Below are 24,299 nucleotides of genomic sequence, written 5' to 3'. Positions count from 1 at the left end.
TTGGGGGCTGATTCGGAGAGCCGACATCGTCACGACCCAGACCTCCAGTTGGAGCGTCTGGGTCGCCGGTGTCGCTCCCTTACACCTGTTCTTTACCGGGAAGAGGCGCTCTACCTTCAGATCGTGCGCGATCAGCTCTCCAGAGCTGTGCGTACAGCCATCAAGCACCTTGTTTGTGCGCGCAGTGTCGATCCAACCATCCGCAGAGCGGATGGAGTGGACGATCTGCTTCGGCGTGTTGATGCCCTGGTACAGAGAACCACGTCTCTGATCACAGTTGAGCAGCTTCTGGTCACGGCCGATCGTCTGCGTCGCGATGCGCAACGCAACCGGCTGCTGCAAGTCCAGGCACTGACCACGGCTGTTGAACAGCCATCTGTTGAACAATCTGCTGCTGAACAGCCTTCTGCTGAACAACCGGCTGCACCCGGGGTTTGTGAGGAAGTTCATCTCGGCCTGTCCCTTCCCCTGGAACGTCCAGACCTGATTGAAGGCCTCTTCCCTGCACAGGAGACCGTTGAGGAGTCGCCTGATTGCGAGATGGATGAGCCGTCCCAAGATGACCTCCCTCCCCCTCAGGAGACGACAGAGCTTGACCTGCTCCGGTCGTTGTTTGTGCTCGCTGGTGAAGCCATCGAACCCAGAGAATCTTCCACGGAATCCACGGACTCGACAGATCCCCTTCCCAGGTTGGATGGCACTGAATCGAATCAGTTGATGCCCACCTCACCAAGCGCTCTGCTGGTCTGGATGGAGGGGATTGATGCGGCTCTCAGCCGGCGTTTGCGCAACCTGTCCCATGCGCTCAACGTGGAGCTGATGCGTGCGGGAATCATTCGAAGCCTGTTGCCTATTCAGCTTCTGGAGGCTGCCTTGAACGGTCATATTCCATCGGAAGCCACCCAGTCCAATCTTCTGAAGCTTCAGCTGCCCCTACCAACGGCTGGTGATCAGCAGTCTTACGAAGCGCAATGCTTGCTGCTGCGCAGCTCCGAACTGGAATTCGATGATCACGCTCTCCGCCGTTGCCGCGGACGTCTCCAGCATCAACGGCGAGCACTCTCCACTCTTGTGGTGAAGGAGCGACACTGGCAACGTCGCAGCAGCGCCAGAGAGGTTCAAACCCATTGGTGGCCCAACCAAACGGAGAGTCCTCCGCACCATTGAGTTCTGGGCTGGATCATCAGTCCCTAGAACGTTTTCACATTTGGCTACGCCCGCTTCAACAAGCGCTGGCGCTTGAGGCGGATCGTGGATTCGTCAATGTTCAAGGCCCTAAGGACACCTTTCACGGATTCATGAGCCGTGAATTGGGTGCTCCACCAGCAGGCGCGTTCCCGCCCGATTGCGAGGAGCGCCTTCAGGCGTTCTGCCATGAATTTCAGTCTTATCCCTCCCTCAGTGATGCTGCGCGTCGGCGCCTCGATGGCATTACAGGCCGGGTCCTGGGTCTTGCTGTCGAGAGCGACCCGCAGCGCCAGGTCCGTGTCGGCCGCTGCATCCACGTACAGATCACAGATGCCATCGGGATGCCCGAGCACGGGAATCCGGATGTTGTCCTGGATGAAGCGGACCAGTTCATTGCTGCCGCGGGGCATGATCAGATCTACGAGACCACCGAGGCGCTACAGAGCCAGGATCACAGCATTGTTGGTGCAGCGGGCTTCACTGCCGCCTTTGAGGATGGCCCCTTTCCCGGATCGAATCGCCAGAAAGGCAATCTGCACCACTGCATCGGGCCGCGCTTCAAAAATCACACTCACCACCTCGAGGGGCACGGTCAGCCGCTCCAACACCAACCCTTCGTCCAGCTCCCGGTGCAGCGCCCTGCGGCCATGGGGGTCCTCGAGCGCCGCCACTTTGCGTACACCGTCGATCGCTGCGGCCAGCTTCGTCCGATCGAGCTTCAGGCGTGCCATCAGCGCAGGGGCAAGGCCCTCGGCAGCTGAGTGCTCCAGATCCTCCCGGTTGGCCGCAACAATCACATCCGCCTCTGCAGCCAGGGCGTCGGCCATCGCCTGCAGGGCATGAGCGCGCTGCTCATCAGAGGTCTGTCCCAGCGCGACCGCTTCAAGCTGGACAGCCCCCGTCCGTTGCAGCAAGTCAGCGGAGGGCACAGGAATGGAACTCATGACACTTTGCCCGCCAGACAAACCCAATCAATAACATTCAACCAGGACCAAACTTTGCCCTACAATGATCCAATCAACAAATCATCTTTGCAGAACGATTGTTAAACAATGAAAATGCCCAAATTCTTTCAAATCCTTTTGATCGGACTGGGAAGTCTGGCAGCCATTATTGCAATTTTAGTCGCTATTATCTTTCAGGCAACATCAGGTCTAACCGCAGCCGCAGACAAACTCTTCAGCGAGCTCAAAGAAGGGAACACAAAGGCCGCCATGCAATTATTCTCACAACAAGTTGATGATCAAACACTAGAAAGAGAGCTAAAAACCTTTGCACGCGCAAATTCCTTAGACGATTTCAAGAACACGTCCTGGAGCAATCGCTCCATTTCCACGAATACCGGAACACTGGAAGGGAGTATTAACCTTGAAAATGGCACCACCATCCCAGTCACCATTTCGTTCCAAAAAAGCGGTTCTGACTGGTTAATTTTTTCAATTAAAGAAAAACGATCTGGCGTGATTTCCAGCGCGTCAGAAGGCGTGCCAAGCGAAAAAGAACTTCTTGCGATTACAGCTGAAACAACAGACCTTTTTGCGTCATCCATCAAAGAAAATAATTTTCAAAAGCTCTACAATGCCATTTCAAAGACTTGGCAAAATGAAGCCTCACCAGATCAACTCGAACAAGCATTCAAACCATTTTTAAAGCTCAGCAAAAACAAACAATCACTTACTTATCTCAATAACCTAACGAGAAGCACTCCTGCCTTCACAGAAGAAGCCATCATCAATGATCAAAACGTGTTGATCATCAAAGGCCGTTACACGATCGATCCGCCTTATACATTCACGTACTCTTACGTCATGGAAGGTTTCAGCTGGAAACTCATTGGGCTAAAAGTCTCGATCTGACCGCTCGGATCAGATCAAGTCGAATGGTTTAAAGCCAGCCGTTGCAGAGCGAGCTTGGCTGCTCCCAGCCGACCGGCTCCATTGCCGAGAGTACAGGCCTCGATCCTCAAGCCTTCACGCGAGACCGCCTGCACCCGTTGCTCCACCTCGCGACGGGCCTCCGGAAGAAAATGATCGGCGAGCACTCTCCACTCTTGTGGTGAAGGAGCGACACTGGCAACGTCGCAGCAGCGCCAGAGAGGTTCAAACCCATTGGTGGCCCAACCAAACGGAGAGTCCTCCGCATCATTGAGTTCTGGGCTGGATCATCAGTCCCTAGAACGTTTTCATATTTGGCTACGCCCGCTTCAACAAGCGCTGGCGCTTGAGGCGGATCGTGGATTCGTCAATGTTCAAGGCCGTCAGGACACCTTTCACGGATTCATGAGCCGTGAGTTGGGTGCTCCACCAGCAGGCGCGTTCCCGCCCGATTGCGAGGAGCGCCTTCAGGCGTTCTGCCATGAATTTCAGTCTTATCCCTCCCTCAGTGATGCTGCGCGTCGGCGCCTTGTCACAACGGTGAGGCAGTGGCTTCACGCCCTGCGTCAGCGCCTAGAACCCACGCGACCGATGGCACCTCCCAAATTGAAGGTTGCCACTCGCAGCACGGCGGCTGCAGCCAATCAGCAGGGAGATCTCTCTCTCGACGCACCGCTGTCACGGGTTCGAGGCATTGGTCCCAAGCAGGCGGAACGCTTGGCCAGCCTCGGGCTGCTGGTGGTCAGAGATTTATTGCTGCACTACCCCAGGGACTATGTGGACTATTCCGCTTTACGCCGGATTGAGGCCTTAGTTCCTGGGGAAACGGCCACCATCGTGGCCACGGTCCGTCGCTGTCACGGTTTCACAAGTCCGAGAAACCCCAATCTGTCGATCATCGAACTGCAGCTGCAAGATCCCACCGGACGGATCAAAGTCAGCCGCTTCCTCGCCGGTCGCCGCTTTAGCAACCCCTCCTATCTCCATGGACAGACCAGGCTCTATCCGAATGGAGCCACCGTCGCAGTGAGCGGACTGGTCAAGGACGGGCCTTACGGCCGCAGCTTTCAGGATCCGCTGATTGAGGTGATGGAGAGTCCCCAGGCTCCTTTGCAATCCAAACGCATCGGCCGGCTTCTACCGGTGTATTCCCTGACCGAAGGACTGACAGCGGATCGTTTCAGGAGCTTGGTGGAGGCAACCCTGCCATCCATCCGTTTGTGGCCCGAGCCACTGCCGGCTCAACGACGCCAGGCCAGGCAGCTGCTGCATCGGCACCAGGCCATGACGGCGATCCATCGACCGGAGTCATCCGAGCAACTCCAACAGGCCCGTCACCGGCTTGTCTTTGATGAATTTCTGCTGCTCCAGCTTGGATTGATGCAGCGCAGGGCGGCACTGCGCCAACGAACAGCGCCATCCCTGAAGATCACGTCGGATCGAGACGGTCTCCTGAGTCGATTCCTGAACAATCTTCCGTTCCAGTTCACAAACGCTCAAACCAGAGTGCTGGCAGAAATTGATGCCGATCTCGAGCGCTCGGAACCCATGGCACGGTTGGTGCAGGGTGATGTGGGCAGCGGCAAAACCGTTGTTGCGGTCGCTGCCTTGCTCAAGGCCATTCAGGCTGGATTACAGGGAGCCATGATGGCCCCCACCGAGGTGCTAGCTGAACAGCACTACCGCAGTCTCTGCCAATGGCTCCCCCCTTTGCATGTCACGGTTGAGTTGCTCACCGGTTCCACGCCGCTGAAGAAGCGTCGGCGCCTTCTCGCCGATGTGGCTTCCGGGGCCTGCAAGGTTCTCGTGGGGACTCACGCCCTTCTCGAAGATCCCGTGGCCTTCGAACGTCTTGGATTGGTGGTTGTCGATGAACAGCACCGCTTTGGGGTGCGTCAGCGCAATCGACTTCTTGGAAAAGGGCTGCAACCCCATCTGCTCACGATGACGGCGACACCGATTCCGCGGACGCTGGCGTTGTCGCTTCATGGTGATCTCGACGTCAGTCAGATCGATGAGCTCCCCCCTGGCCGCACGCCGATCATGACCACAATGCTGGCCGGCTCTGAGCGCGATCAGGCCTACAGCTTGATCCGCGAAGAGGTGGAGAAAGGTCAGAGAGCCTATGTGGTGCTTCCCCTGGTGGAAGAGTCAGAAAAAATGGACTTGCGCTCAGCCGTTGATGTGCATCGTCAGCTTGAGGATGAGGTGTTTCCAGATCTCAAGGTCGGACTCCTGCATGGACGGTTGCCAAGTGTGGACAAGCAGGCGGTGATTCAGGCGTTCGCGAAAGGTGAGACGCAGGTTCTGGTGTCCACAACCGTTGTGGAGGTTGGTGTGGATGTTCCGGAAGCCAGCGTGATGATGATTGATCATGCCGATCGTTTCGGATTGGCCCAACTTCACCAGCTCCGTGGGCGGGTTGGCAGAGGTGCGGCCGCATCCCGATGCTTGCTGATCAACGACAGTCGCAACCCCCTGGCCCGGCAAAGGCTTGAAGTGCTTGTGCGCTCAACCGACGGTTTCGAAATCGCCGAAATGGACTTGCGACTTCGTGGTCCCGGCCAGGTGCTGGGGACTCGCCAGTCCGGGTTGCCGGACCTGGCTTTGGCCAGCCTGGCTGATGATGGCTCCGTTTTGGAGGAAGCTCGGGAAGAAGCGGCCGATATTCTCCGCAACGATCCTGATCTGATCGATCACTCTGTGCTGCGCAGCCTGCTGGATGCGCAACGCAACCGGGTGACGTCTGCGGCGCAGTTGAATTAAGGAGCTGATCAATAGAGTTCGTCTGATTGCAAGATCAACGATGCGCCGGCCTTGGAGTGATGTGGCCATCAAGGAGTGCGGTGAACCGCTGCAGTCGCTCAGAGGGACGTTCCTCTGTCTTGAGCCCCATCCCTACGCAAAACTCGGTGCCCCCTACGGAGATCAGGGTGATCCCTTCAGGCTGCGCGCAAGTGTGATCGCGCGACTGGTGCGAGCGCAGAACCAACTCATTCAGCATCCGGACCCCGAGGTCGGCCCGCTTCAGCTCCTTGTGTTGGATGCCTGGCGTCCAGTCAGTGTTCAAGCCTTCATGATCGAGCACGCGATTGAGGAGGAATGTGGACGTCGTGGCCTCAATCCGTCGAAGCCCCAATGGCAGACGGCACTGGATGAGGTTAAGCGCGAGGTTTCACGGTTCTGGGCGCCACCCAGCGAGGATCGCTCCATGCCGCCTCCCCACAGCACGGGTGCAGCGATCGATTTAACGCTGGCCGATCAGCGTGGAGCGGCTTTGAACATGGGGGGAGCCTTCGATGCCATCGGCTCTGAATCCCTGCCAGACCACCATGCATCCGCTGCGAAGGCCAATCCCAACAGCCCAGAAGCTCTCTGGCACCAGAGACGGTGCAGCTTGCATGCCGCCATGAAACAAGCGGGTTTTGTGCGTCATCCCAATGAGTGGTGGCATTTCAGCCACGGGGATCAGCTGTGGGCCTGGACGGTTGCGGAGTCGATCGCTGTTTACGGCCGCGTGGATGGTGACGCGTGCGCTGCGGCGAGCAGTTCAGCCACGCGCTCATCACCGAGCCGGTTCACGTGATCACCAAAACCTCTCCGACCACCAGCCTGCTTCCAGCTCACAAGCAGCGGTTCCAGCGTGCTTTCAAGTTCATCCAATGGCATGCGTTGCAGAAAGGGTTTCGCTAAGCGCTGAAGATTGGCGCTGCCACCAAGCCACAGCTGATACTGATTCACACCGCTGCCGACCAGTGCGAGCTCTGCCATGTATGGACGGGCACAACCATTGGGACATCCCGTCATGCGGAACAGGAGTGACTTCTCGATTTCAAGCCTGCTGAGTTGGGCATCCAGCCGCTCGAGCACCTTGGGAAGGATGCGTTCGGATTCAGTAATGGCTAATCCGCATGTGGGTAAGGCAGGGCAAGCAATGGCGTGACGAGCCAGCGGTGGGGGTGCTTCCGGCATTTGCATTCCAAGATCCGACAACGCGTCACGCACGGAATTGCGCTGAGCACTGCCGATGTTGCAGAGGAGCACGTCTTGATTGGGTGTTAAACGCAGCTCGAGCTGGTAGCGATCCACGATGTCGCGGAGCCCTGCCTTGAAGGATCCCTCAAGGCGTCCGCACAGCAATGGAATGCCAACAAACCAAACACCGGGCTGCTGTCGGTGCCAGCCGAGGTAATCACTGAGCTTGGCTTTCGGCTCGTTGCGAAGACCTTTGAGCTCACCGCGGAAATAGTTCTGCGTGAGTTCGGTCCTGAACCAGGACACGCCTTTGTCGTGAAGAAGATATTTCATCCGGGCATGACGCCGGATCTGACGATCACCGTGATCGCGCTGCAGGGCCAGGATCGACTGCACGAGATCGAGCACATCGCCTGCTGCGACGTAGCCAAGGGGATCAGCAACCCTCGCGAAAGTCTCTTCTTTGTTGTGGGTGCGGCCCATGCCGCCGCCCACATACACATTGCAGCCGAGCAGAGCACCTGCGGCATCGGTGAACGCCACAAGGCCAATGTCCTGGGTCAGAAGGTCGACGGAGTTGTCCCCAGGGACCGTCACGGCCACTTTGAACTTTCTGGGGAGATAGGTGTCTCCGTAGAGAGGCTCGTCGTCGCTGCCGGAGAACACGCCGGCATCGCGTTGACGGAGGCGTGCTGCCTTCACCGATCGTGAAGGACGAATGCGGTAACTGAGGTCGCCATCGATCCACAAGTCGAGGTATGAGGATTCAGCGGCTTCGGGGCTGAGAACATCGGCAATCTCGTCGGCCAATTGGCGAGCCGCTGGATAAGCCCCTTTGGCGTAAGGAGCAGCCGGTGCCATGACATTGCGGTTGATGTCTCCACAGGCCGCCAAGGTGGAACCCATGTTTTCCACGATGGTTCCAATGACTTCTTTCAGGTCCCCTTTCGGGATGCCATGCATTTGAAAGGCCTGTCGCGTCGTGGCGCGCAGGGATCCATCACCGAGGCGGTTGGACAGGTCATCCATGGCCAGGAACAACTGGGCAGGGATGCGACCGGCAGGACTGCGCAGGCGCAGCATCATTTGCCAGGTCTTGTCTTTTCCCTTCTCCCTTTTATCGCGATCATCTTGCTGGTAGCTCCCGTGGAACTTCAGCAGTTGAAGGGCATCCTCACTGAAGAAGGGAAGATCGTTCGCGAGTTCATCCAGCAGGGGGTCCCGCAGGTGATGACTGTCGAGCTTGCGTTGCTCAGCCTTCGGCAGCCTGGTAGTGGTTGATTCCGTGGCGGATTCCACACTGGACTGACTCACCGGCAAAGAGCTGCAGCAACCTCTCGAAGCTAGCGAAGCGGCCACCTCTAGCGACTCCTATTAGCGGCTTCCAATACAGTCTCTTCTTGGATATCCGCGTGCTGTGGCGAACACGTTCCTTCTTGAGATCGGCACTGAAGAACTTCCCGCCGATTTCGTTCCCTCGGCTCTTCGGCAATTGGAGCAGAGGATTCGTAGCGATCTCAAGGATCTGCGCCTGGCCCACGGGGAACTGTCCGTGACGGGAACACCGCGTCGACTACTTGTGGTCGTCAGGGAACTGATCGATTCTCAGCCCGATCTGGAAGAAGACCGCAAAGGTCCACCAGTTTCCCAGGCCTTAGTGGATGGCCGACCTGGACCCGCTGCCATCGGTTTTGCCAAGCGCTGTGGCGTCGATCCAGAAGATCTCCAGCCCAAGGACACGCCGAAAGGCCCTTGTCTATTTGCACGGGTCAAGACTCCAGGCCAACCCAGTTCCGCACTGCTTGGAGAGTGTGTTCCCCGATGGATCGATGCACTGCAGGGTCGTCGATTCATGCGTTGGGGCTGTGGAGAGCAGCGCTTCAGTCGACCGGTGCGTTGGCTGGTGGTGATGCTGGGGGATGCCGTCATTCCTGTGACTCTTGATACTGCAGACCCTGTGGTGACCAGCGGACGCACAAGCCGTGGTCATCGTTTGCATGAACAGCTTCAGGAGGTGAACTCTGCCGAGGACCTTCTGAGGCAACTCAACGACGCCGGGGTGATGGTGAACCGTGAGCAACGGGCTGAAACCATTCGCGCGGCGATCGTCTCGGAATCCGAGCGCTGTGATGGACAAGCTGATTGCCCAGAGTCGCTGTTTCAGGAACTTGTTGATCTAGTTGAAAGCCCATCGGTGCTGAAAGGCCGGATTGCGGATCGCTTTTTAGAGCTGCCACCCGAAGTGATTGTCACGGTGATGCAAGCCCATCAGCGTTACGTGCCTTTGCGGATCCCGCAGGCTGTTTCAGACCCTTTGCAGCTTCAGGCCCGAAACGTTCTGAAGCCTGAATTCCTGCTGGTTAGCAATGGAGTGGAGTCCGCTTCAGACACCATTGTCAGCGGAAATCAACGCGTTCTTGGGGCCCGGCTAGCCGATGCTGAGTTCTTCCTCAATGTTGATCGGCGTCAGTCCAGTGAGCAGCGACGGCAAAGCCTGGAGCGTGTCACCTTTGCTGAGGGTTTGGGGTCGCTTCTCGATCGAAGTGAACGCATCAGTTGGGTCATGGACCAATTGCTGCTTGCGCTTCAGCTCGAAGGGACGGTCGCCAGCCATGCCAGACGTGCCGCCCACCTTTGCAAGCACGATCTTGTCTGTCAGATGGTTGGAGAATTCCCTGAACTGCAGGGATTGATGGGCGGCAAGTATCTGCTTGAAGAAGGAGAGCCCAGAGGCGTGGCTCTTGCGGTTGCAGAGCACTATCTGCCTGCTGGTTCCGGTGATGCGCTCCCTGCCAGTGACGCTGGTGCCCTGTTGGCTTTAGCGGAACGCATCGAATTGCTGCTGAGCATTTTTGCCAAAGGTCAGCGACCGACGGGATCCTCTGATCCCTATGCCCTTCGCAGAGCCGGCAATGGAATTGTTCAGATCCTCTGGAATCGGGGTTGGCAACTGCCTCTGCAGTCACTCTTCACAACCGCATCAACGCACTGGGCTGAGCGTTTTCCAGCCTTCAATGTTGAAGCTGAAGCCCTCGCCAACGATCTCGGACAGCTGCTCTGTCAGCGCATGGTGTCCCAATTCGAAGACGATGGATTTGCGATCGATCTGGTGCAGGCCGTCTGTGGGGAAGGGGTGAGCACCGAGCGCTTGCTGGAGGATCCGGTGGATGCACGGGATCGCCTTCTGCTGTTGAAGACACTGCGAGAATCTGGCCGACTGCAAGACCTTCAAGCTGTTGTCCAGCGTGCATCCCGTCTGGCTGAAAAAGGCGACTTGCCTCCGTCGAAGCTCTCTGTTGAAGGCATCGTGGATGCCTTCCTCTTTGATTCACCGAGTGAAGCTGCGCTGCTTGTGGAACTCGAAGCCTTGAGCCCCCTGGCCCAAGCGAAAGACTACGAGCGTTTGGCTCAGAGACTTCAAGGAGCAGCCCGTGCGCTTGAAGCGTTCTTTGATGGCTCCGACAGCGTGATGGTGATGGCTGAAGACCCATCAGTGAGGCGAAATCGCCTCAACCTGCTGGGAGTGCTGCGCAATCAAGCCTCAGTTTTGGCTCGATTCGACCATATCCAAAGCTAAAGATGAGATTGCAGCTGAATCTGCATCATGCAGATTCAGCTGCTCAGAGATTCAGCCTGTGGTGACGGTGGGGCGCTCTTTCGGCTCTGCGGTGGATTCGTTGTGAGCCTGCGCCTTAATGGCCTGGGCTGCTTCATCGGCCAGGAAATCTCCCTCTGACCGCCCCACAGCGGAGGGAACAGCGTCGTAACCAGCAGGAGCAAGGGCTTCACCACGAAGCAGGCTGCCAAGGGTACGCAGGGTGAGTTTGATTTGCTGCCAGGGATTCATCAACACCACCCTCTTGTACAGATAGCTGTCAAACGTGAGTTTCTGCACATCCCGGTCGTCACACATTTCGACGAATGCTTCGCGGGCCGCATCGTTGCGATAGAAAATCCGTTGAAGAATGTCGAGAACGGCGTAGGTGGCTCCGTACTTACGATCCCAACGCTTGAGATAGGTGGACTTGATCTCCTTTTCAGTGGGGACGCGGCTGCCGTTCGCTGAAATCTCAACAATGGCTTCAGCGCACATCCGCCCACTTTTGGCAGCAAAGTAGATGCCTTCACCGGAGCTCTTGGTGACGTAACCGGCAGCATCACCCACCAGAGCCATTCGCCCAACGACACGACGCGGTCTGGGATGTTCCGGAATCGGATGGGCTTCAACTTTGATCACTTCACCTTTGAACAAGCGCTTGCGGGCGCGCTCACGGATTCCCTTTTGCAACCCCTTGATCAGGGACTGGTTCTGTTGCATGGTCCCTGTTCCCACGGCCACATGGTCGTATTTCGGAAAGACCCAGGCGTAAAAATCGGGAGAGACGTCGGTCCCGACGTACATCTCGGCGAGATCTTCGTAGTAAGTCATCTCTTCAGGAGGCAGTTTGATGCGTTCCTGAAATGCGATGGCCACGTTGTAATCACCAGCATCCATTGCTTTGGCCACACGGGAATTGGCACCGTCGGCTCCGATGATCAGGTCCACCTCAAGGGTTTTCAGTTCGCCGGTCGGACCCCCCGAGCTGTAGTCGGCGTAATGCAGGGTGTAAGGACCCTGACGTGCATTGCCGGTGTCGATCTTCTGAACAAGACCATTGACCAGGGTTGTGCCAAGGTCAGCGGCACGGTTGCGCATGAAGGCATCGAAAACCTCACGGCGGCACATCCCGATATAAGCGTTGTCGTCGTACCCGAGCGGATCAAGCTTGATATCCACCTCCTTGTTGGAGGGGGAGATCATTTTCATGTTCCGCACCTTGCGGTCGATGATCGATTCCGGCAGATCGAATTCCTCGACCATGCAGAGAGGAATCGCTCCACCACAAGGTTTGGCGTTGTCGAGCTTTCGCTCGAACAACCAGGTGCTGATGCCAGCCTTGGCCAGAATCTCGGCTGCGCAGGATCCGCTCGGACCACCTCCGACGACGGCAACTCTCAGCATCTCAGCTCACTCCGCTGGATTGTTGATAAAAAGCTATCACCGTTGAGGCGCGAGTGAGGGCTGCACTGGCGCCCCCCCTTACGATCGAAACAACACTGCAAGAAGCGTCGTGTCACGGGCTGTCGCCAGCCGCAGCAGATCCCGCGATCTCAACCGCGACGATATTCCGGTGGCGCGTCGCAGCCGATCGGCAGTTCCCAAGCGTCGCAGTGGTTTAGGTCTGCTGTTGGCCTGTGGACTGGTTTTCTCCGCATCCCTTGCCACGGTTCTGTTTGTCCCGGAGTTGTTGAACGCCAAACGTTCTCCGGCACCGATTGAGGGGATCGATGCTCGCCCTTCAGGCGATGGGCGTTTGCTCGGACACTTTCCTTACCCCGAGGCTGGTGTTGACGTTCTCGTACCGGTGGAAGCTGGGATTGAACTGCACCGTGATGCAGCGCGTGCACTCGATGCCATGCGTCGATCAGCAGCAGCGGATGGGGTGGATCTACGCCTTCTCAGCGGTTATCGCTCCCACGATTTACAGAAAAGTATCTTTTTTGATGTGAAGTCGGAGCGCAACCAATCCGCAGCGGAACGGGCCAAGGTGTCTGCACCACCTGGCTATTCAGAGCACAGCACCGGCTACGCCGTTGATCTCGGAGATGGCGACGATCCCGCCACCAACCTGTCGCAATCGTTTGAAAACACGAGCGCCTTCCGTTGGTTGCAAGATCATGCGGCGAGTTATCACTTCACACTTTCATTTCCCACCGTCAATCCCCAGGGGGTGAGCTACGAACCGTGGCATTGGCGTTTTGAAGGAACGTCAGAGGCTCTGCGTGCGTTCGAACCGGCGCGACAATTGGCTGACGGTCGGTAACGATGGCCTGCCGACCCGAACTCTTGGCACCTGCAGGCGACTGGGACGCCCTCAAAGCTGCCGTCGCCAGTGGAGCTGATGCGGTTTATTTCGGGGTAGAACTCTTCAACGCCCGGTTGCGTGCTGAAAATTTCAGCGTGCAAGATCTTCCCGAGGTGATGAATTGGTTGCATGCGCGAGGTGTCAAGGGCTTTCTCACCCTGAACGTCTTGGTTTTCACCGATGAGCTTGAGCAAGTCTCTGAACTGCTGGTGAAGTGCTGGTCAGCCGAGGTTGATGCCTTAATTGTTCAGGACCTTGGTCTGTGCCTTCTCGCTCAAGAGCTGGTGCCCAATCTGGCCTTGCATGCCTCAACCCAGATGTCGGTGACCAGCAGCGCTGGTGTTGCACAGGCCGCCGCCGCTGGTTGCGAGCGGGTTGTGATGGCGCGCGAGCTCACGCTGAACGATCTGGAACGGGTTCAGCATCAACTCAAGCAGCGGCAGCTTGATGTTCCACTTGAAGTGTTTGTTCATGGTGCGCTGTGTGTGGCCTACTCAGGCCAGTGCCTAACGAGCGAATCGTTGGGCCAACGCAGTGCCAACCGAGGAGAATGCGCCCAGGCATGTCGACTTCCTTATCAATTCATTGTTGATGGTGAGGAGCGTGATTTAGGCGCTCAACGTTATTTGCTTTCACCACAAGACCTCGCAGCCTGGTCTGTGATTCCAGAACTCGCAAGGATCGGCATCAGCAGCCTCAAGATTGAAGGGAGGTTGAAAAGTGCCACGTACGTCGCCGCGGTGACCGACGTGTATCGCCGCGCCCTCGACGGAGTTCTCGATGATCCAGAGTCCGTTCGTTTACAGCTGGAACTTGGTTTTTCCCGGGGACTGGGCACGGGTTGGCTTGAAGGCATTGACCATGCAGAACTCGTGGATGGCCGTTGGAGCAAAAAGCGTGGGCCGTCCTTCGGATGCCTCGTCAAAGTCCATCCCCGGGGTTGGATCGAAGTTGAGGCGGAGATTGAGCCTCAGCGCGGTCAGGGCATTGTGTTGGAAGTGGCTGCAGGCGAGGGCGGAGCTTTTCAGATTCCACGGGAGGTGGGGGGCCGAATCATGGAATCTGAGCGTTCAGGACCAGCCTGCTGGCGACTGAAGCTTGGCCCGAGTCGCGTTGATGCAAGGGGACTGCTCCCTGGCGCTCCGGTGTGGCTCACAAGCGATCCTCAGTGGCACTCCACCTGGACTCGCCGAGCTGGTCGACAGACGCCTCCGCAAGAGGCTCCCCTTTCTCTGGTCGTTCGCGGCCGAATCGGTGAACCACTGGTTCTTGAGCTTGAAGGCGCCCATAGCTCTGGGGGCCAACCCCTCGCCGTTGTCAGTGAACGCTTGCTCGAGCCAGCCAAGGATCACGGATTAGATCGGGAGCGCCTGGAGGCTCAGTTAGGCCGTCTTGGGGGCACAGGCTGGCGACTTGAGACTCTGCACTTGGACCTCTCTGGGTCGCTTTTCCTGCCAATCGGCGATCTCAACCGTCTCCGACGAGCCCTGCTCCAAGCGATGGCTGACGCCGGACTGTCGCCTGTAAATCGCTTGAAGTCACAACGACGCTGTGGGGCAATACCGAGTCGTGCTGAACGTCAGCAGCTGATTCGCAGCTGCTATGGGCGTTTTCCTGCCAACACGGCCGATCACACTCAGGCCGCAAGACTCACGGTGTTGGTACGAAGTCTCGATCAACTCAAGGGGTTGATCGAGCTAGGCGATGACACGCCGATTGAAGGGGTCATCGCCGACTTGGAGCAACCCCGTGAGCTCAAGGAGGCTGTTGCCATCGCACGGGGTTGCTGGAGTGATGGCATTTGGCTAACCGGTCCCAAAGTCACGCGTCCCAATGAGGGATGGACGTTGGACCCGCTCCTGCGTGCCAAACCTGACGGGTTCCTTGTGCGCAACGCCGATCAGCTTGAACGTCTCTGCGAGTCAGCCCCCTGCCGGGGGGACTTCAGTCTGAATGTGGCCAACCCTCTCAGTCTTTTGTGGTTTCTCGAGCACTGGGGACTGCAACGGGTCACAGCAAGTTGTGACTTAAATCTTCAGCAGCTTCTGGATTTAGCCGAAAACTCGCCCTCTGATCGGCTGGAGGTCGTGCTGCACCAGCACATGCCCCTCTTTCACATGGAGCATTGCCTGTTCTGCGCCTTGCTTTCGGATGGGCATGATCACACGGATTGCGGCAGACCCTGTGAGTCCCACACCGTTCTGCTGAAAGACCGCAGCGGTGTTGAACACCCCTTGCGCGCAGACCTCGGATGTCGCAACACATTGTTCAACGGAACCGCGCAAACCGGAATCGAAGCCTTCCCAGCCATGCGCTCGCGCGGATTGAGGCATTTCCGGCTGGACCTGCTTGATGAAGATGCCGAGGATGCCAAGCGGCGCGTGCGGCTTTATGGCGAGGCCCTGGGTGGACGCATGCCCTCTGCTGAGGTGTGGCGCCGCGAGCAGATTGAACATCGCCTCGGCGTCACGCGGGGCAGTCTTCGCGCAGATCGTGCGCAGGGAACTCCATCGATCTCACGTTGAGATAGTCTTCACCGGCTGCGCCTGCGGGCGTCCCAGCGACCTCTCGACCCAACACGGACCCCCCATGAGCGCCCAGCAAAAGGCGATCCGCAATATCGCGATCATCGCCCACGTTGACCACGGCAAAACGACCTTGGTCGACTCTCTGCTGGCCCAGTCGGGCATCTTCCGGGATAACGAGGCCGTTCCCACCTGCGTGATGGACTCCAACGATCTGGAGCGTGAGCGCGGAATCACCATTCTCTCCAAAAACACAGCGGTCACCTACAACGACACGCGAATCAACATCGTTGATACCCCTGGCCACGCCGACTTCGGTGGTGAGGTTGAGCGCGTGCTCGGCATGGTGGACGGTTGCCTGCTGATCGTTGACGCCAACGAGGGCCCCATGCCCCAGACCCGCTTCGTGCTGAAGAAAGCACTGGAGCAGGGACTGCGTCCGATCGTGTTCGTCAACAAGATTGACCGAGCCCGCGTCGACCCCGAGACAGCGGTCGACAAAGTGCTGGATCTGTTTATCGAACTGGGTGCTGACGACGATCAGTGCGATTTTCCCTATCTGTTCGGAAGTGGCTTGGGAGGTTTTGCCAAGCCGGACATGAAGACCGACAGCGAAAACATGCGCCCGCTGTTTGATGCGATCCTGCGGCATGTTCCGCCCCCGGTCGGCGATCCCGAAAAGCCGCTGCAGCTACAGATCACAACCCTGGATTACTCAGATTTTCTGGGTCGAATCATCATCGGCCGGGTTCACAATGGTGTGATCAAACAGGGGCAAAATGCTGCGTTGATCAAGGATGACGGCAACGTCAAGAAAGGTCGTATTAGCAAATTGCTTGGATTTGAAGGTCTCCAGCGCGTGGAGATTGATCAGGCCTCCGCTGGTGACCTTGTGGCTGTCGCCGGCTTTGACGACGTCAACATCGGTGAAACCATCGCTTGTCCTGACGAGCCTTCGGCATTGCCTCTGATCAAGGTCGATGAACCCACGCTGCAGATGACCTTCGTGGTCAATGATTCACCCTTTGCCGGTCAGGAAGGCAAATTCGTGACCAGCCGCCAGGTCAGAGACCGGCTTCAGCGCGAGCTGCTCACCAATGTCGCTCTGCGGGTTGAGGACACTGACTCTCCGGATCGCTTCGCTGTCAGTGGTCGTGGTGAGCTTCACCTCGGCATTTTGATTGAAACCATGCGTCGTGAGGGCTACGAGTTCCAGGTCTCCCAGCCGCAGGTGATCTATCGCACGATTGATGGCACTCCCTGTGAGCCAGTGGAAACCCTGGTGATGGATGTACCGGAGGAATCTGTGGGCAGCTGCATTGAGAAGCTCGGGACTCGCAAGGGTGAAATGCAAAACATGGAAACCGGTCAGGACGGCCGCACACAGCTTGAATTCGTGGTGCCATCCCGCGGCTTGATCGGCTTCCGCGGTGAATTCATCCGAGCGACTCGCGGCGAAGGGATCATGAGTCACTCATTCTTCGAATACCGCCCGATGCTTGGCGATTTCGACACCCGACGCAATGGTGTGCTGATCGCCTTCGAGGAGGGAACTGCAACCTTCTATGCCCTCAAGAATGCCGAAGACCGCGGCCAGTTCTTTATCTCCCCTGGAACCAAGGTGTACAAGGGAATGATTATTGGTGAGTACAACCGTCCCCAGGATTTGGAGATCAACGTCTGCAAGACGAAACAGCTCACCAACATGCGCTCAGCTGGTGCCGAAGAACTCGACACCCTTCAATCTCCTGTTCAGATGACGCTCGAGCGAGCCCTCGAGTACATCGGTCCCGACGAAATGCTCGAAGTCACGCCTGAATCGATCCGTCTGCGCAAACTTCCTTCCAAGAAGGCGGCCAAGTCCAAGCGTTGAACCTGCTAGACGATCCTCGATTCAGCAAGGCTCTTGAGTTGTTCAACTCAGGGGCCTGGTATGAAGCGCACGATGCCTTTGAAGAACTCTGGCATGAGCAGGTTGATCCCAACAGACGCCTGCTACAGGGAATTCTTCAAATCGCCGTTGCTCATGTTCACCTTGAGCGCGGGAACACCCGTGGGGCCACCATCCTTATGGGGGAAGGAATCGGTCGTCTCAAGCCATCGCTTCCTTCAGCGTTGGGGCTTGATCTCCAGGCCCTGCACACAGCGTCAAGCGTTCGCCTGCATGCCTTGCAAAACGAACGCAACCCGGACGACGATCCGCCCCCAAAGCTTATTCATACGAATGATGCCGTGGGATCATGAGTTTCTGATGGTTCATCACCGAGCACCATTGTTCAAGTCTCGTTCGCTGACTGCCATCCCTGCCCTGAGACATTGGCTTGTGGCGTTGGTGGCGGTTGGCTCCATTGGGTTGGCACGCTCCCAGTCCTTGCCGGCACCAATGAATCAGTCAGGGCCGATCGACGATGGTTTGATCACCATCGAGTCGGACAGCCAGAGCGCCGACAATGTCACCGGTGTGGTCACTGCTTCGGGAAATGTTCGAATCGTTTATCCAGCCAGGGGAATGGTGGCTACATCGCGACAGGCCCAATATTTCAGCCGCGAAGGGCGTTTGGTTCTCAGTGGTGATGTGGACGTGATTCAAGACGATGGCAGCACTCTGCGAGCTGAAAGAGTGACCTACAACCTCGATGATGAACGTGCTTTGGCCGTTCCGAGTGAGGGCACGCAGGTGCGAGCAACCATGATCCTGCGTCCTGATCAGCCTGCAAAGACCCCGCTAACGCCATGAGTTTGAGCCTCAATGGCGTGTCTCTTTCGTTGGGGGGAAGGCCGCTGGTTAGAAATCTCACTCTCAGCCTGGAACCTGGAGAGGTGATTGGGTTGCTTGGGCCGAATGGCGCCGGTAAAACAACCAGTTTCAATCTTGTGATCGGCCTTCTCCGCCCAGACTGCGGGGAGGTTTTGCTGGACGGCCATCCTGTCGCCAGCTTGTCCATGCCTCAGCGTGCCCGTCTCGGAATCGGCTATCTGCCTCAGGAGCCCAGTGTTTTTCGTCAGCTCACGGTGCAGGACAACCTGAAATTGGTGCTTGATCAGAGTGGGCTGAGTGGCATTCAGTACCGAGAACGCCTGCAGCAACTGATCAGGGACTTTCATCTCGAACCATTTCTCAACCGCCGCGGCTATCAGTTGTCAGGTGGTGAGCGACGACGGTGCGAGGTCGCCCGGGCTTTGGCAGTGGGATTGGAAGGACCCCGTTACCTTCTCTTGGACGAACCCTTCGCTGGTGTCGATCCGCTGGCGGTTGCCGACTTGCAGCAACTCATTCATTCCCTGCGCCAACGGGGCATGGGCATTTTGATCACCGACCACAACGTACGTGAGACGCTCGCGATTACAGATCGTGCCTACATCCTCACCGATGGAAGCATCTTGGCCTCCGGATTGTCTGAACAGGTCGCCCATGACCCGTTGGTCCGTCGTCACTATCTCGGTGAGGGTTTCCAGCTGTGATCGACACCATTAAGGCCTCCATCCGTCGGCTCATTCAGCGGATCCCCCTGTTGGATCGTTGGTTGATCGGGGAGCTTCTCAGTCCGCTGCTTTTTGCGATTGCCGCCTTCACTGTGGTCTCCCTTTCGGTTGGGGTGATGTTCGAACTGGTGCGTCAGATCGTTGAGTCGGGCCTTCCTGTCGCCATTGCAGTGCAAGTGCTTTTGCTAAGGCTCCCCAGCTTTCTAGTGATCTCATTTGCGATGGCCACTCTGATGGCAACCTTGTTGGCCTATAGCCGTCTGTCAGCCAACAGCGAGCTCACAGCCCTGCGCAGTGTTGGCGTGACAGCCACGCGCATGATCGTGCCCGCCCTGATTGTGGCGCTGTTGATGTCAGGCCTCACCTTCGTCTTTAACGACGTTGTGGTGCCCAGAGCCAATCGATCTGCTGAAATCACCCTGCGTCGTGCGCTTGGGAAAGCAATTGCCACAGAAAAGGGAAGCAACATTGTGTATTCCCGCTTTGGTCGAATTCAGGACCCCGATGGCAGCAGTAGCAAAGGACTCGCGCAACTGTTTTATGCCAGGCAGTTCAAAGATGGCGTGATGAGCGGAGTCACCGTTCTCGATTTCACCCGCGCTGGCTTCACGCAGATGCTTGTAGCCGATCGAGCTGTCTGGAACGAGCGCCAAGCCAAGTGGCAGTTCTTTGATGGGCAAATTCTTACGTTGACCCCTTCTGGGAGCACAACATCAGCTGACTTCGATCAATACCTCTATCCACTCAGTGCAGCGCCGATCCGCATTGCTCAATTGCCGAAAGATGCCAACAACATGACGGTTGCCGAAGCCCTACGTGCGCGGGAGCTGCTGGAACAAGCGGGTGATATCAAAGAAGCACGGCGGCTTCAGGTGCGAATTCAAGAGAAGTTCACGCTACCGATGGCTTGCCTGGTTTTCGGCCTGATCGGCGCCAGCCTGGGGGCGAAGCCTAATAGCCGTACAAGCCGAAGCCAAGGGTTCGGAATCAGCGTTGTGTTGATCCTTGTGTATTACGTGTTGAGCTTCAGCTTCAGTTCCCTTGGCGTCAAAGGCACCCTGCCTCCATTGTTGGCCGCTTGGTCACCGGTTTTGATTTCATTGGCTGGTGGTGGTTGGCTCTTGAGACAAGCGAGTCGTTGAACCGCCAGAACGTTGGAGCGCTTACCGAAGCGAGACAATCGATGCAGCTTGAAGCGCCGCAATTGTAAGCAAAATCGAAAAAAGCATTGCAGTCTGACGTCTGAGCTCGTTGGAGCGATGCGTACTGCTTGCCGTTTGATCAAAATGAGAAGACGGAGACGGTCGTGTTTCCTGCGATTCATCGGTTCTGCGTTATGCCGTCAACATCCACGTCTCTCTCTCCTCTGTCCACAGGTCTTGCCAGAGCGACCGCTGGGCTCAACCTGTGCCATGAGAACGCATCTGAAGTGTGGCATCAAAGACCGCCATTAGATTTTTTACAGATTCACCCAGAACACCTCATCCAAGAGGAAGGGGGCACGTATCGCGACCAATTGGATGATCTCAGGCACGCCTATCCAATTGTCTTGCACGGTTTTGGTTTGTCTCTGGGTTCCTGCGCACCACTGGATCAGGACTATTTGCAGCTAGTAAAGCGTGTCTTGAAGGAACATCCAGAAGCCTTCTTTTCTGATCATGTCTCTTGGAGCTCACTCTCTCATCATCACTTCCACGATTTGCTTCCACTGGTCATGAATGATGAGACACTCGATTATTTGGTAGAACGGATTGACCAGGCTCAGGAATTGATCGGCCAACCCATTCTGCTCGAGAACATCAGCAGTTACATGCGCTTTCGTGACTCCACTTACGATGAACCATCTTTCATCAACGCTTTAACGGAGCGAACTGGTGCTTATGTATTAATGGATGTCAATAATCTTTGGGCCAATGCAGTTAATTTTGGAGAGAACCCACTGACCCAATTAATGGAATATCGCCAAAGCAGCGTCAGGGGATACCATCTCGCAGGATGCACGCGTCAGCAAGCAGGCGATGGAGATGTCTACATTGATTATCACGGTGAGGCAGTTCATGAAACAGTTTGGGATCTTTATGAAAAAGCACTAAGACACTTTGGACCATGGCCAACCCTGTTGGAATGGGAAAATCATGTTCCTCCACTTGAACGCACACTTCAAGAAGTGAGCCGAATTACCCGCTACCTGAATGATTTATCTGTTGCACCAGGAGCAACATAATTCATAGGCGATGGCTTGCTTCGATCACTTCTCTCCGATTTTTGAATGAACGCTTTTCAAGCATTCATTCAGCACAACAATCCAAAACCTTACGACACGCTCAGTTCAACGCCACACCACTCAACTCTCAAAGCTCTTACTTGTCATGAAGTCCCCCCAGCTCCTGCGTCTTCAACAGCAATTCTTGGCGAGCTTGCATCGAGAACCAACACCCTGGATTGTTGATCAGATCATTCCTGCACAAGGTTTCACGGGTGCTGAAGAGATTCTCAAGATCTACCTTCATCGAGCGATGGCACGAACTGTCGATCCACTGCACGATGTGTTCAAGACTGTGAGATGGCTGATTGGCGCTGAAGCGTTTGAAAAGATTCTCGAAAAATTCTATGAGTCGTCACCTGGAGAACCACTCAATGCGCAAACATTAGCGACAGAATTTGCATGCTTTTTAGGATGCATCGACAAGTCTACTCTTGACTCTTTGTCTGCTTCGTACAGTCTCGATATCACGGATGTCAATTTCCCTCAGATGTTATTGGCAGCAGGGATGTTGGATTGGCGATGCTTATGGGCAAAACTTGCACCATCTCGCAACCGCAAACCTGTTCAAGAACTCATTCAAGATTTACACCACCGTTGTCACATTTGGGCACGTCCAAGGCTGAATCGGGGTACGAGACTTTGCGTATCAGGAGTTGATCTTGAAGCACTGAAAGCTCTTGCCGGAACCGATGCATCAAAGCATCGCTTGCCAATGGTTGAAGGAGGAATCGCTACATTTTTAATTTATTCAGACCTTGAGAATCAAGTTATTGTTCGACGCTTAAATCATGAAGAATCGCTGTTATTGAATCATTGTGACGGGACACACACACTTGCCTCATTAAAGCATGAAGGCAGTTTTTATAACTACGGAGATATGGATACAATCAATCTCGTCCAACGTTTGATCACAGAAGGAGTGATCGTTGATCTTCAGTCAGAACTGAAGTAAATTACTGCTCACAACAAGGGCAAAGAAAGATGATGGCGATCAATTGTTTTGATGATCCGTAATGCCAAGAGTTTTTCTCCATTCCTCAACGGATAACTTCCATTGATCTTCTAATTTATATGCAATGACTAAATCAGCATTAAGACCCAACTCAAATCCACGGCTTAGAGCCATCAACAAAGGTTCAAGGGGTTCATCGTTTTGCAATGCACGCAGAAGTGAGCCCGCAATTAAAAGAACAGCAAGCGGTGCACGGTTTTGCGCCAATGCAAAAGCCTGAAGACCCATTTCTCCAACCAGGTCGGTGCCAAAGCCCGTCAACACATGAATGATGTCATGAGTTTCATGTAGCCGATGAGAAACAAAACTCTTTAAATTTGTCACTTCACCGCTGTCCATAAGCTCATCCGGCGAAAATCCTTGCTTGATTAATTCATCCGCATAAGTCTTCCCAAGGCTTCCACTAGGAAGCAAAGAAAGTTCTTTCAGGGATTTGGTAGGAGGACGCCAACGCTCGTCTGCGAGAGCCTGAAACCGTGAATTCTTCAGGAGGTGAGCCATCGATTGTGCAAATAGATTCGTACCACGCAGGCTCCCGGCTACGGCACGAACATTATTTAGCTCATCAGGATTTTTCATCCACAATGACAATCCCGCAACCATCTTCAGCGCTTGCGCTTTTTTATCGAGATTGAAAAGCATACCAATCGATCAAGTGATCCAAGACTAGTCAAATATTTGTTAGCTGCCAATAGTTGGTAAAAAGAGAATCACTGGCTAACGTTGGAGTGATTGTAAAGACCATTCATGCTCGATTTACTACCACTCTTTTTGGGTGTTCGAGGTATTGGCCGCTATCGCACGATCCTAGGAGTCATGGCTTTCGCAAGCTTAATCCTAGGTTTACTCTTCTTATTCAATGTTAACGCAGAGCCAAATCCTTTTCTTCATTCGGTTGCAATCGCTTTTTCTTTATTTTTACTATTATCGATATGGATCGGATTTATAATGCCGAGTAATTCGGCCTTCGCGCGATCTCGACTCAACCAACCAAGACTTATTCTGATTAGCATTACTGCACTTGCTTTGATATTGCGATTGCAACAGCAGAGCGGAATAATGATTTTTATTTGGGGAGAAATCATTGGAGCAGTATTGTTTATCAATGCAATCATCTTTGGACTCTTTTCAGTGATGATCCGGCCAAAAAGGTGGAGAGTGCAGTGCCTGAAAGCGGTTATCTATTTATGCTTAGCGATCTTTTTTGTTGCTGATTTTATACCAGAGCCCGAAAAACCTAATTTGTTTTTGGCTCTGGTATTGATTGTTTTTTCGATCTCATGTCTTCGTCTAGCCTTTCGTCGTGGTCGGCTCACAAATACCTCAATACCGGTTTTTACAGACGGACCAACCACTTCACGTAACGATGGTCCATTGATCGGCGACGATGGCCAGCCAGTACCCATGACAATCCGTATATGGCTCACGAATAGTGAACAGATGATTCCTTATCCATATATTGCTGAATTGTGGAACTTTTTTAGTTCAACGTTATCGCCACATCGAGCGAACTCAGGCCCCACGGCACACCATGCAACCCTTGAATGTGGTTCCGATATTTATATCAGCTTTTGCCCTCAAAATGATTTAGCCCATTTAGATCCCGAAAAAAGCAGTGCATCCAATATGAAACGAGCAATTCGCATGGATCAACACTACAGAATGCCAGCTCGTTGGAGGATGTCCTACCGAGAAGATCTTGAGCTTCGCGGTGAACCTACCCATACAATTCAAGTTACAAATTACTCTTATGAAAGACTAAGCCATTTTCAGAACTACGCACGGGAGCGCCTCACTTATCACATAACAAGGCAAAATTGCTGTACAACTGTCGTGGATGCTTTGGAAATATCAATTTTTGGTTGGTACAGTCGTTACCGACTTAAAAGTATATTCTTGATTAAGTTAATCATAAACGATCTTTTCTGGCAAGCATCCTCGCTTCGGTTCCGAGCCCAGTACTTCGCATGGACGACAACTGGATTGCTTAAGTATTCGCAAGCAATGTCTGGTCTTTTGCAATTACCTGGGTCTGTGAAGTGACCATGATTTCATTTAAACGGTTGTCCC

General features: G+C 55.2%; 19 protein-coding genes and 1 pseudogene. 15 read left to right on the top strand and 5 right to left on the bottom strand.

All coding sequences use genetic code 11. The features are described 5' to 3' along the window. Positions 1 to 1,167 (top strand): hypothetical protein, encoded by a 1,167-nt coding sequence (locus KQ296_RS12295; RefSeq protein WP_041428504.1) that lies wholly within the window; start codon positions 1 to 3, stop codon positions 1,165 to 1,167. Between the two features lie 254 nt (positions 1,168 to 1,421). On the opposite strand, the pseudogene KQ296_RS12290 reads toward KQ296_RS12295, so the two are convergent. Beyond that, positions 1,422 to 2,132 (bottom strand): annotated as a pseudogene (locus tag KQ296_RS12290) (gamma-glutamyl-phosphate reductase); the annotation flags it as partial. Positions 2,133 to 2,246: 114 nt separating this feature from the next. Between KQ296_RS12290 and KQ296_RS12285 the strand changes: the two are divergent. Beyond that, on the top strand, positions 2,247 to 3,044 hold the full coding sequence (locus KQ296_RS12285) for a hypothetical protein (RefSeq protein ID WP_259726513.1): 798 nt from the start codon (positions 2,247 to 2,249) through the stop codon (positions 3,042 to 3,044). 14 nt (positions 3,045 to 3,058) lie between these two features. On the opposite strand, the gene KQ296_RS12280 is transcribed toward KQ296_RS12285, so the two are convergent. Continuing rightward, the gene (locus tag KQ296_RS12280) at positions 3,059 to 3,229 is read right to left on the bottom strand and encodes a hypothetical protein (protein WP_011933228.1); all 171 of its coding nucleotides are present in this window, start codon (positions 3,227 to 3,229) and stop codon (positions 3,059 to 3,061) included. 103 nt (positions 3,230 to 3,332) lie between these two features. Between KQ296_RS12280 and recG the strand changes: the two genes are divergently transcribed. Further along, positions 3,333 to 5,828 (top strand): ATP-dependent DNA helicase RecG, encoded by a 2,496-nt coding sequence (gene recG / locus KQ296_RS12275; RefSeq protein WP_259726512.1) that lies wholly within the window; start codon positions 3,333 to 3,335, stop codon positions 5,826 to 5,828. Between the two features lie 40 nt (positions 5,829 to 5,868). Then, on the top strand, positions 5,869 to 6,648 hold the full coding sequence (locus KQ296_RS12270; protein WP_011933225.1) for a M15 family metallopeptidase: 780 nt from the start codon (positions 5,869 to 5,871) through the stop codon (positions 6,646 to 6,648). On the opposite strand, the gene KQ296_RS12265 is transcribed toward KQ296_RS12270, so the two are convergent. Further along, entirely contained in the window at positions 6,570 to 8,351 is a 1,782-nt protein-coding gene (locus KQ296_RS12265; RefSeq protein WP_050815882.1) for an NADPH-dependent assimilatory sulfite reductase hemoprotein subunit, read from the bottom strand. The genes KQ296_RS12270 and KQ296_RS12265 overlap by 79 nt on opposite strands. Before the next feature lie 103 nt (positions 8,352 to 8,454). On the opposite strand from KQ296_RS12265, the gene glyS reads away from it, so the two are divergent. Next, positions 8,455 to 10,614 carry a glycine--tRNA ligase subunit beta gene (gene glyS / locus KQ296_RS12260; protein ID WP_011933223.1) on the top strand — a complete coding sequence of 720 codons (2,160 nt, stop codon included), beginning with the start codon at positions 8,455 to 8,457 and terminating at the stop codon, positions 10,612 to 10,614. 51 nt (positions 10,615 to 10,665) lie between these two features. Here the strand turns inward: glyS and chlP are convergent, their stop codons facing one another. Further along, on the bottom strand, positions 10,666 to 12,039 hold the full coding sequence (gene chlP / locus KQ296_RS12255) for a geranylgeranyl reductase (protein ID WP_011933222.1): 1,374 nt from the start codon (positions 12,037 to 12,039) through the stop codon (positions 10,666 to 10,668). A 109-nt stretch (positions 12,040 to 12,148) separates the two neighbouring features. On the opposite strand from chlP, the gene KQ296_RS12250 reads away from it, so the two are divergent. The 9 genes from KQ296_RS12250 to KQ296_RS12210 all read left to right on the top strand — a co-directional run bounded on the left by KQ296_RS12250 (position 12,149) and on the right by KQ296_RS12210 (position 22,169). Continuing rightward, positions 12,149 to 12,901, top strand: coding sequence for a D-alanyl-D-alanine carboxypeptidase family protein (locus KQ296_RS12250; RefSeq protein WP_011933221.1), 753 nt, complete (start codon positions 12,149 to 12,151; stop codon positions 12,899 to 12,901). A gap of 2 nt (positions 12,902 to 12,903) precedes the next feature. Further along, the gene (locus tag KQ296_RS12245) at positions 12,904 to 15,468 is read left to right on the top strand and encodes a U32 family peptidase (protein ID WP_011933220.1); all 2,565 of its coding nucleotides are present in this window, start codon (positions 12,904 to 12,906) and stop codon (positions 15,466 to 15,468) included. A 64-nt stretch (positions 15,469 to 15,532) separates the two neighbouring features. After that, on the top strand, positions 15,533 to 17,341 hold the full coding sequence (gene typA, locus KQ296_RS12240) for a translational GTPase TypA (protein ID WP_011933219.1): 1,809 nt from the start codon (positions 15,533 to 15,535) through the stop codon (positions 17,339 to 17,341). Beyond that, positions 17,338 to 17,712, top strand: coding sequence for a DUF309 domain-containing protein (locus KQ296_RS12235; RefSeq protein ID WP_011933218.1), 375 nt, complete (start codon positions 17,338 to 17,340; stop codon positions 17,710 to 17,712). The genes typA and KQ296_RS12235 overlap by 4 nt, the downstream gene beginning before the upstream one ends. 7 nt (positions 17,713 to 17,719) lie before the next feature. Next, positions 17,720 to 18,205, top strand: coding sequence for an LptA/OstA family protein (locus KQ296_RS12230; protein ID WP_259726511.1), 486 nt, complete (start codon positions 17,720 to 17,722; stop codon positions 18,203 to 18,205). Beyond that, positions 18,202 to 18,930 (top strand): LPS export ABC transporter ATP-binding protein, encoded by a 729-nt coding sequence (gene lptB / locus KQ296_RS12225; protein ID WP_041428502.1) that lies wholly within the window; start codon positions 18,202 to 18,204, stop codon positions 18,928 to 18,930. Before KQ296_RS12230 ends, lptB begins: the two co-directional genes overlap by 4 nt. Then, complete coding sequence (locus KQ296_RS12220; protein WP_011933215.1) at positions 18,927 to 20,093, top strand: LptF/LptG family permease; 1,167 nt, start codon at positions 18,927 to 18,929, stop codon at positions 20,091 to 20,093. The genes lptB and KQ296_RS12220 overlap by 4 nt, the downstream gene beginning before the upstream one ends. Positions 20,094 to 20,287: 194 nt before the next feature. Next, entirely contained in the window at positions 20,288 to 21,175 is an 888-nt protein-coding gene (locus KQ296_RS12215) for a DUF692 domain-containing protein (RefSeq protein ID WP_011933214.1), read from the top strand. 145 nt (positions 21,176 to 21,320) lie between these two features. Further along, complete coding sequence (locus KQ296_RS12210; protein ID WP_011933213.1) at positions 21,321 to 22,169, top strand: DNA-binding domain-containing protein; 849 nt, start codon at positions 21,321 to 21,323, stop codon at positions 22,167 to 22,169. Positions 22,170 to 22,208: 39 nt separating this feature from the next. Here the strand turns inward: KQ296_RS12210 and KQ296_RS12205 are convergent, their stop codons facing one another. After that, a complete protein-coding gene (locus KQ296_RS12205; protein ID WP_011933212.1) occupies positions 22,209 to 22,871 on the bottom strand; it encodes a Coq4 family protein in 663 nt (220 codons plus the stop codon). A gap of 105 nt (positions 22,872 to 22,976) precedes the next feature. Between KQ296_RS12205 and KQ296_RS12200 the strand changes: the two genes are divergently transcribed. Further along, positions 22,977 to 24,272 (top strand): hypothetical protein, encoded by a 1,296-nt coding sequence (locus tag KQ296_RS12200; RefSeq protein ID WP_011933211.1) that lies wholly within the window; start codon positions 22,977 to 22,979, stop codon positions 24,270 to 24,272. Positions 24,273 to 24,299 lie beyond the last annotated feature (27 nt).

Origin of the sequence: Synechococcus sp. CS-197, assembly GCF_025128215.1 — a bacterium.
In the GTDB taxonomy this organism is placed as follows: domain Bacteria; phylum Cyanobacteriota; class Cyanobacteriia; order PCC-6307; family Cyanobiaceae; genus Synechococcus_C.
The sequence above is the reverse complement of the archived record's forward strand: the minus strand, read 5'-3'. Positions and strand labels throughout refer to the sequence as shown.